Source organism: Pseudomonas sp. NIBRBAC000502773 (assembly GCF_006517195.1).
Classification (GTDB): Bacteria; Pseudomonadota; Gammaproteobacteria; order Pseudomonadales; family Pseudomonadaceae; genus Aquipseudomonas; species Aquipseudomonas marginalis.
In genome coordinates this window covers 6,418,216-6,433,719 of the sequence record NZ_CP041189.1, presented here as the reverse complement: position 1 = coordinate 6,433,719, position 15,504 = coordinate 6,418,216, and the positions used below count along the sequence as shown (strand labels likewise).

The 15,504-nt window shown below is 62.1% G+C and carries 10 protein-coding genes; 6 read left to right on the top strand and 4 right to left on the bottom strand.

All coding sequences use genetic code 11. The annotated features are described in order from the left end of the window. The first annotated feature begins 8 nt into the window (after positions 1-8). The 4 genes from NIBR502773_RS29370 (at position 9) to NIBR502773_RS29360 (ending at position 5,366) form a co-directional block, all read left to right on the top strand. Complete coding sequence (locus NIBR502773_RS29370; RefSeq protein ID WP_257228085.1) at positions 9-2,153, top strand: TonB-dependent receptor; 2,145 nt, start codon at positions 9-11, stop codon at positions 2,151-2,153. 11 nt (positions 2,154-2,164) lie between these two features. Next, positions 2,165-2,296 carry a hypothetical protein gene (locus NIBR502773_RS31095; protein WP_257228084.1) on the top strand — a complete coding sequence of 44 codons (132 nt, stop codon included), beginning with the start codon at positions 2,165-2,167 and terminating at the stop codon, positions 2,294-2,296. A gap of 148 nt (positions 2,297-2,444) precedes the next feature. Next, positions 2,445-3,500, top strand: a complete 1,056-nt coding sequence (locus NIBR502773_RS29365) for a dipeptidase (RefSeq protein WP_257228311.1) — start codon at positions 2,445-2,447, stop codon at positions 3,498-3,500. Positions 3,501-3,674: 174 nt separating this feature from the next. After that, complete coding sequence (locus NIBR502773_RS29360; protein WP_141157656.1) at positions 3,675-5,366, top strand: endonuclease NucS domain-containing protein; 1,692 nt, start codon at positions 3,675-3,677, stop codon at positions 5,364-5,366. 80 nt (positions 5,367-5,446) lie between these two features. Here NIBR502773_RS29360 and NIBR502773_RS29355 read toward each other — a convergent pair whose 3' ends face one another. Genes NIBR502773_RS29355 through NIBR502773_RS29345 form a run of 3 tightly spaced genes read right to left on the bottom strand, consistent with a single transcriptional unit; the run spans position 5,447 to position 11,138 of the window. Continuing rightward, complete coding sequence (locus NIBR502773_RS29355; RefSeq protein WP_141157655.1) at positions 5,447-6,856, bottom strand: efflux transporter outer membrane subunit; 1,410 nt, start codon at positions 6,854-6,856, stop codon at positions 5,447-5,449. Beyond that, entirely contained in the window at positions 6,853-9,966 is a 3,114-nt protein-coding gene (locus tag NIBR502773_RS29350; RefSeq protein WP_141157654.1) for an efflux RND transporter permease subunit, read from the bottom strand. The genes NIBR502773_RS29355 and NIBR502773_RS29350 overlap by 4 nt, the downstream gene beginning before the upstream one ends. Before the next feature lie 2 nt (positions 9,967-9,968). Beyond that, on the bottom strand, positions 9,969-11,138 hold the full coding sequence (locus tag NIBR502773_RS29345; protein ID WP_141157653.1) for an efflux RND transporter periplasmic adaptor subunit: 1,170 nt from the start codon (positions 11,136-11,138) through the stop codon (positions 9,969-9,971). A 114-nt stretch (positions 11,139-11,252) separates the two neighbouring features. Here NIBR502773_RS29345 and NIBR502773_RS29340 point away from each other — a divergent pair, with 114 nt between their 5' ends. Together NIBR502773_RS29340 and NIBR502773_RS29335 are read left to right on the top strand one after the other, a co-directional pair. Next, positions 11,253-12,671 (top strand): ATP-binding protein, encoded by a 1,419-nt coding sequence (locus NIBR502773_RS29340; RefSeq protein ID WP_373682369.1) that lies wholly within the window; start codon positions 11,253-11,255, stop codon positions 12,669-12,671. A gap of 3 nt (positions 12,672-12,674) precedes the next feature. Further along, entirely contained in the window at positions 12,675-13,370 is a 696-nt protein-coding gene (locus tag NIBR502773_RS29335) for a response regulator (protein ID WP_141157651.1), read from the top strand. Positions 13,371-13,417: 47 nt separating this feature from the next. On the opposite strand, the gene treS is transcribed toward NIBR502773_RS29335, so the two are convergent. Then, positions 13,418-15,481 carry a maltose alpha-D-glucosyltransferase gene (gene treS / locus NIBR502773_RS29330; protein WP_141157650.1) on the bottom strand — a complete coding sequence of 688 codons (2,064 nt, stop codon included), beginning with the start codon at positions 15,479-15,481 and terminating at the stop codon, positions 13,418-13,420. Between the last annotated feature and the right edge of the window lie 23 nt (positions 15,482-15,504).

The window sequence follows — 15,504 nt, the reverse complement described above, 5'->3', positions numbered from 1 at the left end:
GACAGACAATGATTGCTCAGTACCGCAAGACCCTGCTGGCCAGCCTGCTGGTCGCCGATTCAAGCTGGGCGGCGCAGGCCGCCGATTCCACCGAACCGCAACTGAGCAAAGTCGAGGTGGTCGGTGCCCGCGTGACCGAAGCCAGCGCCGCCATCGGCGAAGACAGAATCAGCAATACCCTGAGCATCTCGCACCAGGCGTTGCTGTCGGCGCCGGCCGGCACTTCGGGGCTGAAAATGCTCGAGGCGCTGCCCGGCTTCAACGTGCAGGTCAACGATGCGCTGGGCCTGTATGAGTTCGGCAACTCGGTATTCGTGCGCGCCTTCAACCTGCAGCAGATCGGCTTTTCCATCGACGGTGTGCCACTGGGCCGTACCGATCAGTTCGGCGGCAGCCCGATCTATCGCTACGTCGACAATGAAAACACCGAGCGGGTCACCGCCTCCACCGGCGCGGGCGACGTGTCGCAATCGGGCTATGCGTCCCTGGGCCCGTATGTGGATTACCAGACCAGCAACCCCACCCTCGAACCGGGCGCCAGCCTGTCCTACACCCTCGGCAGCGACAGCCTGCGGCGCAGTTTCGTCAAGCTGCAAAGCGGCGAGTACCAGGGCCTGTCGGCGTATTTCAGCCGCTCGAAAATCGACGGCGACCTGTGGCGCGGCCCCGGCACCATCGACCGTGAACACCTGGAAGCCAAGGTGCGCTATCGCTTCGGTGAACGTGACGAGGTGTGGCTGCGCGCCGTGCACAACGCGTTCTACGACTACGACTCGCCCTACGTGAGCAGCGCCCAGTACGACGGCAGCGCCAATGACCCGTTCGGTCGCTCGGGCCGTTACTTCGCCTACCTCGGCAGCCTGCCCGACTTACCCGAGAGCGTGCCCGGCGTGCGCTACAGCAACACCAACTACAACCAGTTCTACAAACAGGCGGTGAACCAGCGCCGCGACACCTTGTACAGCCTGGGCGGCCAGTTCGAGATCCGCCCGGACCTGCTCAACTACACCACCCTCTACTACGAGGCCAAGAAAGGCTTTGGCGTGTCCCCCGAGGCCTACGCCACTTCCCTGGCGCTGCACAACGCCGAAAGCAACGTGGATGGCCTGTTTGCCCCACGGGGCGTGCAATACGGTTTGTCGTCCCTCAGCGGCCACCGCTTCGGCGGGCGCACCGGGCTGCAATGGGACATCGGCCAGCACCAGATCGACACCGGTGTGTGGGCCGAGACCGATGTGTTCAACCGCCAGCAGGCGCGCTACAACCTCACCGACGGCAGCCCGGCCGGCGAGCCGCTGTTCAATGAACCGGTGCACCTGCAAGGGGATTTCAGCTCTACGCGCAATTCGTTGCAGTACCACCTCAAGGACACTTGGACCCTGCTCGACGACCGCCTGCGCCTGCAGTTCGGTTTCAAGAGCCTGCACCTCAAGTACCGCATCGAGGGCTATCGCAACGCCGGCGACTACATCAACGACCGCCAGCCGCGCCTGGCCACCCAGTGGAACGACGCCTTCCTGCCCCAGGCCGGGCTGGTCTACAACCTCACCGATGACACCCAGGTATTTGCTTCCTATTCGGAAAACATGGCCCTGCCCCGTGGCGCCGACGACATCTTCCGCGCGGCCAGCCCCAGCGCGCCGCCACCGGAAGCGGAACGGGCGAAGAACTACGAGGTGGGCTATCGCATCAACCGCCCGACCTTCAACGCGGCCTGGGCGCTGTACCGCACCGACTTCGACAACCGCCTACAAGCCTTCGCCTCAGCCGTGCCCGGCAGCAGCCAAGTGGAAACCTACTACCAGAATGTCGGCAAGGTGCAGGCCTACGGCAGCGAGCTGAGCGGGCAATGGAAACCCCCGGTCCTGGCCGACAAGGTGGTGCTCAACGGCAACCTGACCTACAACACATCCACGTTCCGGAACGACGCCGGCGGCCTTTCGATCAAAGGCAACGAGGTGCCCGACAGCCCGCGCTGGCTGGCCCAGGCCGGGGTTACCTATGAACTGGCGCCATGGGCACTGCTGAACTTTTCGGCACGCTATATCGGCGAGCGCTACAGCAACTTCACCAACAGTGAATCGGTGCCCGGCTACACCCTTTACAACGCCTACCTGGATCTGGGGGCGAGCGCCTGCACTACGGCCCGCTGAAGAATGTGAAGGTGCGCTTCAATGTCGACAACCTGTTCGACAAGGATTACCTCGGCTACATCCTCACCAGCACCAGTGGCCCCGCCGTGTTCCGCCCGGGTTCGCCGCGCACCTTCCAAAGCACCTTGAGCATGGAGTTCTGAGCATGAACAAGCGCCTGCTGCTGCTCGCCCTGCTGCCACTGCTGGCCCACGCCGACACCGCCGTCAGCCCCGCCACCCTGGCCTTGCACCAGCGCTTGCTGGTGCTGGACAGCCACTTGGACACGCCGCTGACCCTGACCCGTCCCGGCTGGAACATCCTCGAGCGCCACGACTACCGCCAGGACGGCAGCCAGGTCGACCTGCCGCGCATGCGCGAAGGCGGCCTGGATGGGGGTTCTTTGCCGTCTACACCCCCCAGGGCCCACGCACCGAGGAGGGCCGCGCCTACGCCAGCGCCTATGGCCTGGCCACCCTCACCCGCATCCGCGATGTGATCGACCGCAACCCCGACAGCTTCGCCCTGGCCCTGACCGCCGCCGACGCCCGGCGTATTGCGGCCCAGGGCAAGCGCGTGGTGTTTATCAGCATGGAAAACGCCGACCCGCTCAGCTCCGATCCCGAGTTGCTCGACACTTACTACCGCCAAGGCCTGCGCATGCTCGGCCTGGTGCATTTCATGAACAACGACCTGGCCGACTCGGCCACCGCACTGCCGGAATGGAAAGGCCTGAGCCCCAAGGGCCGCGACCTGGTGCAACGGGCCAACCGCCTGGGCATCCTGCTCGACGTGTCCCACGCCAGCGACGCGGTGTTCGACCAGATGCTGGCGCTGTCCAGCGCCCCGCTCATCGCCTCCCATTCCAGCAGCCGCGCAGTCAACCCGCACCCGCGCAACCTCGACGACACCCGCGTGCGCCAACTGGCGGCCAAGGGCGGGGTGATCCAGGTCAACGCCTACAGCGACTACCTGATCCCCCTCACGCCCAACCCGGACCGCAACAAAGCCATGGCCGCGCTCGGCGCACGCTTCCACAACCTCGCCGCCCTCAGCCCGGAACAGGTCAAGGCGCTCTATCAGGAACGCGACAGCCTCAACCAACGCTTCGCCCAACCCAAGGCCAGCCTCGATGTGTTCATGAAGCACCTGCTGCACCTGCTGGAAGTGGCCGGCCCGGACCACGTCGGCATCGGTGCCGACTGGGACGGCGGCGGTGGCGTGAGCGGGCTGGAAGATGTGAGCCAATTGCCGGTGATTACCCAGCGGTTGCTGGATGCCGGGTATAGCGAGCAGCAGGTGGCCAATATCTGGAGCGGGAATTTGCTGCGGGTGTTGCAGACGGCGCAGGATCAGCGGCGGCCCTGAGGCGTTTAACAACGTTTCATTTGCTCCGTAAAGCTTAAGGCGCCTGGAGCGTAGCCCAATGGCAACGGCCATTGGACTCACCAACAGCCCCACTAGCGAACTCCACACAATCAGTGGCAATATGCCACCCAGTACTCCGAAGGGACTGACTCAACGCAACATCAAGGATAGATAATGAAGGTCGACGAATCTGTAATAAGAGACAAACTGGCTGAGAACCTCGACATTCTTGAAGAGGGCCTCACATTGGAAAAAACTGAAAAGTTTTTACCAAACCCAGAAGGCACACGAAGTTTTGTGGATATTTTGGCCCGCGATAAAAATGGAAAGTATGTACTGATTGAGTTAAAAAAAACCAATGCCGCAGCACGCCAAGCCATTCATGAAATATTAAAGTACATCGAAGGCATCAAACTAAATCTCGGACTAAAAGAAGACGAACTCAGAATCTTGATTGTCTCAACAGAATGGAAGGAGCTGCTGATACCCTTCTCCTCACTAGTAGCCCGAGTAAACTTCAGACTTTCCGGAATCCAGTTGACCGTTGATACATCTGGGAACCCAACGCATGCTAAACCTGTCACCCCAGCGCCGGTGCGGTCAGACAGATTATTCAGCTCGCAACACCATTTAATTCGCTATCAGTCTTTAGAGAACCTGAGGATTGGGACTGAGCAATACATCGCTTCCTGCGCAGCAAAAGGCATCAAAGACTATGTGCTTATTCAACTCAGCGCCGCCCAAGGTAGACCAGAATTAGACCGCCGCAAGAAATACGAAAAACTCACTAAACTGTTCGAGCAGCTAGGACCTGCTCGAACCTATGACGACTACATAAAACGCGTACCGTTGATGCCATACATGTTGTACTTTGCGATGGTGGAGCTTGATTTAGAGTACTGCCTGATGCAACTCGAAACGCTTCTTGAGGGTGACGCCCTGGAAGAATGGCGCGACACCTTGAAATACACCGAGAATAACGAACAGCTGCTGCATGACGCCCATGAGCAAATTATGGCAGCGCCTCCTGAAGTTCCCTACGATGACCACGAAATGGGTTATCCGGCGAAGTTCGCCGAGAAGCGCTTCCATGATGAATGGGAGATTATGGATGTTTTGAAATTCGGCGCCCTCGCGCACAACGATCTTCTGGTTAAAGAAACCCTCGTCAGCGAATTATGCGGCGACCAGGGGAACACGCGACAGCATTACAAGAAGACGTTGAGCGGAGAAGACACTCGCTATCTCGCCACTACCCGCGAAGAAATAAGGAAATGCTTGATCCACAACCCTCAATGGACCGAGCAGATCAACAGGACGTTTGCCGAGATAGAAAAACAAAATAATATAAATAAAATCAGCATTTACATATTCAACCCCAACCACATTCTATTATCTCTATATAAAACACTCACTCCAGAAGATGAAGCCAATTTTCTACCACACTTCTCCATACAGGTCGACACACAAACCACAACAACCGAATATATCGGAAGACTGACCGATACGCATAAAACCCCCTCAATGAAAAGCATCGTAAACAATCACTTTGAGGGAAAAATAGTAAATCTACTAGCGCCTTTGAACTGGGGTGGGCTCGACGAGAATGACGCCTTTATCGTCCGAAGCTCGGGTCTTTCATATGAAACCTACTCCCGCACTATTGAAGCCGGTACCGAGCGGTGCAAAAAGCTAACATCTCTCGGCTTTGAGGAATGTGATCCTGAGGAATATAAAGATACGCTAAGTGAATACTCCAGTAGAAATGCGGATTTCCTTAGAGACATTATCGGCATCTACTCAAAACATTGGGATGGCACTATCGTCACTTATGATCAAAACGACGAATACCATTTTCTTAGCTGACCCCTAGAACGGCTATTGAGTGAAGAACATTAACTATTTAACGTGGGTGTTAAGCGTTACTGCTGCTTAACACTCCATTGTCAGACCCAATCATCACGCTCAAAGCGACTGCCACCCTCCCCCATCACCTTATACAAACTCACCCGATTACTCTGCTCCGCCAGGCGCAGGGTGATCAGGTCCTGCTGGGCGCTGTACAGCGAGCGTTGGGAATCCAGGGCTTCGAGGTAGCTTTGCGAGCCGGCGCGGTAGAGCGCGTCGGACAGGTCGTAGCTCTTTTGGCTCGCCTCGGTCAGCGCTTGCTGGGCGGTGAGGCGCTGGTCCAGGGTGCTGCGCACGGCCAGGGCGTCGGCGACTTCCTTGAATGCGGTTTGCAGGGTTTGCTGGTAGGTCTGCACCTGGATCTCTTTCTCGACCTTGGCCGCATCCAGGGTCGCGCGGTTGCTGCCGGCATCGAAGATCGGCAGGCTGATGCTCGGGGCGAAGGTCCACGCGCCGCTGCCGGTCTTGAACAGGCTGGACAGTGATGCACTGGCGGAGCCCGCATTCGCGGTGAGGCTGATGCTGGGGAAAAACGCCGCGCGGGCCGCGCCAATGTCGATGTTCGCGGACTTGAGGCTGTGCTCCGCCGCCAGTACGTCGGGGCGCCGCTGCAACAGGCTCGACGGCAGCTCGGCCGGCACCTGCACCAACGCCGCTGATGATCGCAGGTGGGCGTCGGGCAGCAAGGCGTCGGGGATGTCGCTGCCGACCAGCAGGCGCAGGGCGTTACGGTCTTGGAGGATCTGGCTCTGATACTCGGCCACATCGACCCGTGCCGATTCGACGGTGGTTTGCGCCTGGGCCACGGCCAACGCCGTGGAGCCACCCAGGGTGTGGCTGCGCTGGGTCAGTTCGTAGGTGGATTGCTGGCTGGCCAGGGTCTCTTCGGCCAGTTGCAGGTGCTCGTTGTCGGCGGCCAGGGTCAGCCAGGCGGTGGCCACTTCGGCCACCAGGCTGATTTGCGTGCTGCGCCGGGTTTCGGTCAGCGCCAGGTAGTCTTCCAGCGCTTCGTCCTGCAGGTTCTGCACGCGGCCGAACACGTCGACCTCATAGCTGCTCAGGCCCAATTGCGCGCTGTAGTCGTGGCTGGTGACGGCCGTACCGCTGCTGGACAGCGAGCCCGGCGTGCGGCTGTGGGTACCGCTGACGCTGGCGTCGAGGGTCGGGAACGCCGCTGCGCGCTGGATGCGATATTGCGCCTGGGCCTTCTCGATATTCAGGCTGGCCAGGCGCAGGTCGCGGTTATTGGCCAGGGCCAGGGTTTGCAGGTGTGCCAGGCGGCGGTCGGTAAAGAACTGCTGCCACTGGATGTCGGCCGGCACCTCACCCTGCACACCCGCTTGCCATTCGCCAGGCACCGGTGCCTCGGGTTGCTGGTAGTGTGGCGCCAGGTTGATGCAGCCACTCAAGACCACTGCGGCCACTAACGGGAAGAGAAAGCGGGTCATGCGTCACCTTTTTCGACAATGGGCGTCGTGCTGACACGGCCAAAGCGGCGACGGATCAACACAAAAAACAGCGGTACAAAGAAGATCCCCAGCACTGTGGCGCTGAACATGCCGCCCAGCACACCGGTGCCGATGGCCCGGCGCCCGGCGGAACCTGCGCCACTGCTCACGGCCAGGGGCAGCACGCCGAACATGAAGGCCAGGGACGTCATCAGGATCGGCCGCAGGCGCTGGCGCACGGCGATCAGCGTCGCCTCGCGCAGGCTGTTGCCCTGCTCCTGCAGGTGCTTGGCAAACTCGACGATCAGGATCGCGTTCTTCGCTGCCAGCCCTACGGTGGTCAGCAGGCCGACCTGGAAGTACACGTCATTGCTCAACCCCGTAAAGCGTGTGGCCCACACCGCGCCGACGATACCCAGGGGCACTACCAGGATCACCGAGAACGGCACCGACCAGCTCTCGTACAACGCGGCCAGGCACAGGAACACAAACAGGATGGACACCGCATACAGCAACGGCGCCTGGGACCCGGAAAGACGCAACTGGTACGACTGGCCGGTCCACTCGTAGCCGATGCCATCGGGCAGTTGCCGGGCAATCGCCTCCACCGCGTCCATCGCCGCGCCGGAGCTCACACCGGGTGCCGGGTCGCCGACCACTTCCAGGGAGGATGTGCCGTTGTAGCGCTCCAGCAACGGCGAGCCATAGCTCCAGGCACTGCTGGCAAATGACGAAAACGGCACCATTTCATCGTTGCTGTTGCGCACGAACCAGTGGTCCAGATCGGCCGCTTGCATCCGCGTGCGGGCTTCGCCCTGCACGTAGACCTTCTTCACGCGGCCCTGGTTGAGGAAGTCGTTCACATAGGTACCGCCCAACGCCGTGGACAAGGTGCTGTTGATGTCGCTGGTGCTCAGGCTCAGGGCCCCCGCCTTGCGGTCATCGATGCTGATTTTGAGTTGCGGTGCATCGTCCAGGCCATTGCTTCGTACGCCCAGCAGGCGCGGGTCTTGCCTGGCCAGCGCGATGAACTGCTCGCGCGCCGCCACCAATGCGTCGTGGCCAAGGCCGGCGAGGTCCTTGAGCTGCAAATCAAACCCCGAACTCTGGCCGAGGCCGCGCACGGCGGGCGGTTGCATCACGAACACATCGGCGTCCCCAATACTCGCCAGGGCCAACGTGGCACGTTGGGCAATCGTGGCGGCATCGTTCGAGCGCTCACTCCAGTCCTTCAAGCGAATAAACGCCCGTGCGGTGTTCTGGCTGTTGCCGCCCATGCCCAGGCCGCTGATGCTGATCATCGCCTCGACTTCCGGCTGCTTGAGCATGTACGCCTCGAACTGCTGCAACACCGCCTGGGTGCGGCTGTCGGTAGCGCCCACCGGCAGCTGGATTTGCGCCATGAGAATGCCCTGGTCCTCATCCGGCAGAAACGAAGTAGGCAAGCTGGCATAACCCGCCGCCATGGCTGCGGCGATCAGCACATACACCACCAGGCTGCGCCATGAGCGTTGCAGGACAGCGCCGACCAACGCTTCATAGGCGCTGGAACAGCGTTCGAAGGAGCGGTTGAACCAACCGAAGAAGCCCCGTTGAACCGTATGCCCCGGCTTGAGCAGCGTGGCGCACAGTGCCGGCGTGAGGGTCATCGCCACCACCACCGACAGCACCATGGCCGAGACGATGGTCACCGAGAACTGCCGATAGATGATCCCGGTGGAACCGCCAAAAAACGCCATGGGAATAAACACCGCGCTCAGCACCAGGGCGATGCCGACCAGTGCACTGGTGATTTCATCCATCGATTGACGCGTGGCCGCCAGGGCCGACAAGCCCTGCTCGGCCATCACTCGTTCGACGTTTTCCACCACCACAATGGCATCGTCGACCAGCAAGCCAATGGCCAGGACTATGGCAAACATGGTCAGGGTATTGATCGAGTAACCGAACAATGCCAACACGCCAAACGTGCCCAGCAACACCACCGGCACGGTGATCGCCGGGATCAGCGTGGCCCGCAGGTTTTGCAGGAACAGGAACATGATCAGCACCACCAGCACGATGGCCTCGCCCAGGGACTTGACCACTTCCTCGATGGACAGGCTCACAAAGGGCGTGGTGTCGTAGGCGATCACGTTCTTCAATTGCATTTCGGTGGGGTAAAACGGCGCCAGTTCCTTGAGCTTGGCCTTGACCGCCTCGCCCACCTCCAGCGCATTGGCGCCCGCCGCCAGTTGCACCCCCATGGCGGCGGCCGGCTTGCCGTTGAGGGCCGAGTTGATGTCATAGCTCTCGCTGCCCAACTCCACGCTCGCCACATCACCGAGCAGCACGACCGCGCCGTCGCTGCCGGACTTGACCACCACATTGCGGAACTCCTCGGCCGTCTGCAGTTTGCTGCGCGCGCTGATGGTGGCATTGAGTTGCTGGCCCTTCACCGCCGGCAATGCGCCGAGTTGGCCGGCTGAGACCTCGGTGTTTTGCGCCTCCAGCGCAGTGCTCACATCCGACGGCATCAGCGCGTATTTTTCCAGCAGCGCCGGGTCCAGCCAGATGCGCATGGCGTAGCCCGAACCGAGGGTCTGCACGTCGCCCACGCCGTCGATACGGCTGATGGAGTCGAGCAAGGTGCTGGAGATATAGTCACCGATCTGGGTGCCGGTGACGCTGGGATTATCCGAGGCCAGGGCGGCAATCATCAGGAAGTCCGAGCCGCCCTTGGTCACGGTCAGGCCTTCGCTCTGCACCGACTGCGGCAAACGTGATTCGGCCTGTTGCAGCTTGTTCTGCACCTGCATCTGCGCCACATCGGGGTCGGTGCCGGCGCCAAAGGTCAGGCTGATACTGGCGCTGCCCGCCGAACTGCTGGAGGCCGACATATAGGTCAGGTTGTCCAGGCCTTTCATCTGTTGCTCGATGACCTGGGTCACCGAGTCTTCGACGGTCTTGGCCGAAGCGCCGGTGTAGGTGGCGGAAATACGCACGGTGGGCGGCGCGATGTCCGGGTACTGCTCCAGCGGCAACTGGCTGATGGATAACGCGCCGCCGAGCATGATCACGATGGCGATGACCCAGGCGAAAATCGGTCGATCGATAAAGAAACGCGCCATGTTCAACCCTCCTGCGCCAGGGCGCCGGCATCGGCGGCCTGGGTCTGGACCACGGCGCCGATGCGGACTTTCTGGCCACCTTCGACGATCACCTGGTCACCGGCCTGCAAACCCGCCGTCACCCACCACTGGTTGCCCACGGCGCGGTTAACGCTGAGTACGCGTTGCTCGACCTTGCCGTCAACCACCAGCAACACCGAGGTCACGCCGCTGGCGCTGCGGCTTACGGCTTTTTGCGGGATCAGGATCGCCTGGTCATCCCGGGCCTGCTCCAACACGCCACGCACGTACATGCCGGGCAGCAGCACATGCTCGGGGTTGTCGAACACCGCACGCAAGGTCACGGTGCCGGTGCCCTGGTTGACGCTGACCCCGCTGAACTTGAGGCGGCCGTCGTGGTTGTAGGTGCTGCCGTCGTCCAGTTTGAGGCTGATGCGCGCCTCGCCGTCGCCGTTGGCCTGCAACACGCCACGGGCCAGGTCGCGCTTGAGGGCGAGCAATTCAGTGGTGGACTGGGTCACATCCACATAGATCGGGTCGAGTTGCTGCACGGTAGTGAGAGCGGTGTCCTGGTTGGCCACCACCAGTGCGCCGGGAGTGACCGTGGACGTCTCGATACGCCCGGCCACCGGCGAGCTGATGCGGGTGTAGGCCAGGTTGATGCGGGCAGTGTCGAGGTCGGCCTGGGCCACCTGGACGTCAGCGGCGGCGGTCAGCAGGGTGGCCTGGGAATCTTCGTTGGTTTGCTGGCTGATGGCGTCGATCTTCACCAACCGGGCGTTACGCGCGGCGGTGGTCTGTGCCGACTTCAAGGTGGCGCGCGCCTTGGCCAGGCTCGCCTGGGCCTCAGCCAATGCCGCCTTGTAGGGTGCCGCATCCAGTTGGTACAGCGCCTGCCCGACCTTGACCTCGGCGCCTTCGACAAACAGGCGCTGCTGCACGATACCGCCGACCTGCGGGCGAATCTCGGCGACCATAAACGCCTGGGTGCGCCCGGCCAGTTCAGTGGTCATGACCTGGCGCTTGGGCTGCACAGTGATCACCGAGACCTTGGGGGTGGCGACTGCGGGCGCGGGGTCGCCGGCCGAGCAGCCGCCGAGCAGCACCAGAATGACGAACGACAGGAGAACCGCGGCGGTTACCAGGTATTTGGCGAAAAGTTTGGTCGACATAGTTGCCTCTGCAAGACGGGGTGGTGCAAGCCTTACCGTCATGCTGCTGGGCAAATGTGCAGGAAAATTGAAGATTGCCCGCCTGGGTTGAATCTTTCCTCCCTGGGGCCCTAAATGGGCGGGTCCACTCTTTTACGGCCCTTGTTCATGAAGTTGAGTATCTCCACCAAACTGTTTGTCGCCGTATCGGCTGGTGTGCTGCTGGTCATCCTCAGCATGGGCCTGGCCACCGGCTGGAGTTTTGGCCGCGGGTTTCTTGGCTATATCAATGAACAGGCGCTGGAGCGCATGGCCACGGTGGTGCCGCGCCTGGCCAGTGCTTATGCGCGTGAAGGCAATTGGGCGTTCATGCGCAACCGCCCGGATCGCTGGTTCGACATCATGCGCCCAGACCCCGACGAAGAACGGGTCACCCATGACCTGCGTACACCGCTGGCCTCGGACTTGACCGGTGCGCTGTTTCGCATCGCCCTGCTCGACAAGGACCGCAAGCGCGTCACCGGCTACACCGCGATTGGTGAGGATGCGCTGGTGAGCCCCATTGTGGTCGCGGGCGAAACCGTGGGCTGGCTGGCCGTGACCCCGTTCCAGAGCGTGACCGAGGCCGGTGGCGAACGCTTCCAGCAATACCAGCTGCGCACCAGCCTGGTGATGGGCGTGTTCTCGTTGCTGCTGGCGATGCTGATTGCCTGGTGGATCGCCCGCACGCTGCTGGAGCCGGTCAAGCGCGTGGCCGCCGCCACCCACCGCCTGGCCAGCGGCGACTACAGCAGCCGCGTGGCCGTGGCCTCCCACGACGAAGTCGGCCAACTGGCCCGCGACTTCAACCAGTTGGCCTATACCCTGGAGCGCAACGAAAAAATGCGCCGGGAGTTCATGGCTGATGTCTCCCACGAACTGCGCACGCCGCTGTCGGTGCTGCGCGGCGAGCTGGAGGCGATCGAGGACGGTGTGCGCAGCCTGGACCCGAATACGATGAAATCCCTGCTCGGCGAAGTCGGCATGCTCAGCAAGCTGGTGGATGACCTGTATGAGTTGTCCCTGGCGGACATCGGCGCACTGACCTACCGCAAGGCCCCATGCATGCTCAACGACGTGCTCGAAAACAGCCTGGCGATCTACCGGGAGCGTTTCACCGCCCGCCAGTTGCAGCTCGACCTGGAGCTGCCGCGCGAGCCCGTGGAGCTGCTGGCGGATGCCAGTCGGCTGCAGCAATTGTTTTCCAACCTGCTGGAAAATTCGCTGCGCTACACCGACGTCAATGGCTGGTTGCGCATCAGTGTGGGGGTCGACCGCGACACGGTGCGTATCGACTTTCTCGACTCCGGGCCGGGCGTGTCCGCAAGCCAGTTGCCACGCTTGTTCGAGCGGTTCTACCGCGGCGAGTCATCGCGCAACCGCGAGCATGGCGGCGCCGGCCTGGGCCTGGCAATCTGCCGCAGCATCGCCAACGCCCACGATGGCAGCCTGGTTGCCGACCACTCGCCCTACGGCGGCCTGTGGCTGACCCTGCGCCTGCCCCGGAGCCTGTGAACCATGCACGATGAATCGCCGATCCTGATCGTCGAAGACGAACCCAAGCTCGCCGCCCTGATGCGCGACTACCTGGAGGCCGCCGGCTATACCACCCGGTGCCTGGACAATGGCCTGCACGTGGTGCCCGCCGTGCGCGCCCACGAGCCCAGGTTGATCCTGCTCGACCTGATGCTGCCCGGCCGTGACGGCATGCAGTTGTGCCAGGACCTGCGGGGTTTCAGCGCGGTGCCGATCATCATGATCACCGCCCGCGTCGAAGAAGTGGACCGCCTGCTCGGCCTGGAACTGGGTGCCGACGACTACATCTGCAAACCCTTCAGCCCCCGTGAAGTGGTGGCCCGGGTCAAGGCCATTCTGCGCCGCAGCCCGCAGCTGCTGGGCAGCGGGGCGCCGCGCCTGCTGATCGACGAAGCCCGCTACCAGGCCTCGCTGGACGGCATCGCGCTGGACCTCACGCCCCTAGAACTGCGCCTGCTCAACACCTTCGCCCGCGCCGCCGGCCGCGTGTTTTCCCGCGACCAGTTGCTGGATCACCTCTACTCCGACCACCGGGTGGTCACCGACCGCACGGTGGACAGCCATATCCGCAACCTGCGGCGCAAGCTGGAACAGGTGTGTCCTGGGGAAACGCCGATTGAGTCGTTGTATGGGGTGGGGTATCGGTTTCAGTTGGCTGAAAAGCAGCCACAGGCCTGACAACACCCCTTCCCACATTGGGTTCTTCGGTGCTTGGAAGATTGAGGTTACATCGGCGTGCTGCTGATAACCCGCAGCGCCAACCCCTCGTACGCATCCAGGGTAATGGTGAACTCGCCCTCCGCCGTCAGGTCGCCCTCCACCCGTTCGTTGATGATGTCCACCACCATCCCCGCCGCGATATCCGGCAGGTTCAGGGTTTCGGTGATCGGCGTGGCGCCGAAGTTCAGCGCGGTGATTTGCGTGCCTCTGCCGGCCGGCAATTCGTGGACCATGATCAACAGGCCGGGGTTCTGCACGTCGGGCACCAGTATCTGGCGGCTGGCGGCGATGTCGTAGGCGCGGCGCACGGCGAGGATCTTTTGCAGTTGCGAGGCGAACGATTCCGGGTCCTGCAACTGGCTGTTGAGGCTGCCGTAGAGGCTTTTCGAGCGCGGCATCTGGCCGGCCGACAATTCTGCGTCCGGGTTCAGGTCCACCAGGTCGTAGGCGCCGCGATGAATCCAGCGGGTATCGCCATCCTGCATCAAGTGCGCGACTTCCTCGGCGGCCAACGGCAGCGCGCCTACCAGGTCCCAGCCGGATAAGGCGAACACCCCGGGCTGCATGGCGTTGTACATCACCAGCAGTAAATGGATCTGGCGAATCTGTTGGATGTCGGCGGCACTGATCGCCTCCAGGTCGCGAATGCCCAGCGCCGCCGTGATGATGCTGGCGGTGGTGCAGGACACGCCATTGGTCACGAACTTGAGGTTATACGGCGCGTGCTCGCCGGCCAGGCGTTCGTACATCTGCTCACGGATGTGCTCGCGCAGGATATTGCCGGGGAATGTCTGCCCCTGGTAAAGGAAGGTGTCGTGGGCATGCAGGGTCCAGAAGTGCACCAGCTCCAGGGTCAGCTCATCGTGGTTCTGCAACGCGTGGATCAGCGAGCCGGGGTCGATGCCCTGGCGGTGCATTTCGCGCAGCATCAGGCGCAGGAATTCGGCATCGCCCATCAACAGCGCGTGCTGGTACGCCGGACGGGTGATGAAGTCATAGGACAGGTCGGCGCCGCCATGGGACATTGACGCAATGTCATCCACCGTGAGGTTCAACTCCTGGAAGCTGAAACCACCGGCCTTGCGAATCGCCCCGCCGAGCAGCTGGTTGCCGGTGATCGACAGCGGATGGCTCTCGGACCAGGCCGTGCCATCGAGGGTGCGTTCCACGCCGAGGAAACCATTGGCGTCCAGGCGCAGGATTTTCGCGCCCATCACGTCGATGGCGTGCAAGGCGTCACCGATGATCATCTGCTGCGCGGCGAAGGTCGGGTCGAGCCAGTTCAGCGACGGCTGGCCTTCCTTGAAGTAATGCAGGTACACCCAGCGACGCGGCTTGCCATCCACGCCAATGACCACCGGCGTGGTGCTCCAGTCGGTTTCCTTGACGCCGGGCTCGAAGAAGATCACCCGCTGTAACTGGCCGACGATATAGTGCTTGTCGCGCAGGGCGTCCACCTGGGCCGGGCTGAGGTTCTGCGCGTCGCGGCCCTCGGCTACCTCGGGCAGCAGCGGCCAGTCTTCCTCGCGGATCTCCACCATATGGTAAAGGCCGGGGTAATCCTCGTAGGCCATCTCCGCCAGGCGAAAGTCCGCGCCCTTGCCGGTGTGGGACGGAATCACGTCGTCGATGATCACCGCATTGTGCGCCGCCGCCATGCGCGTCAACGCCTGCAACTGCGCCTCGGTGCCCAACTGCGGGTCGATCTCGAAGCTGATGCGGTCGAAATTGCCGTCGATGGTCGGCGTGTGCCGGGTGCCGGTCAGGCCACCGGATTTCTTCAGCGGGCCGTTATGGATGCCCTGGATACCGATTTTCGACAGTGCATGCCACAGCGTCTCATCCCCCAACGCCTCCAGCACCGTACCGCCCTCGCGCGTCACAATCGACGCCGGGTAGGCGGTAAACCACACCGACGACAAGGCCGAGGCATCACGGGGCCGGGTCTGCGCGTACGGCTGCTGCCACAACCGGCCCTGGCCCGAATAGAGCTTGGCGCGCTGGCGTGCCGCGTGCAGCATCGATTGTTCCACCAGCCAGTTCACATGGTTGTTTTCAGCCGCGGTCATAAGCTTGGTACCTGTCGTCGTGA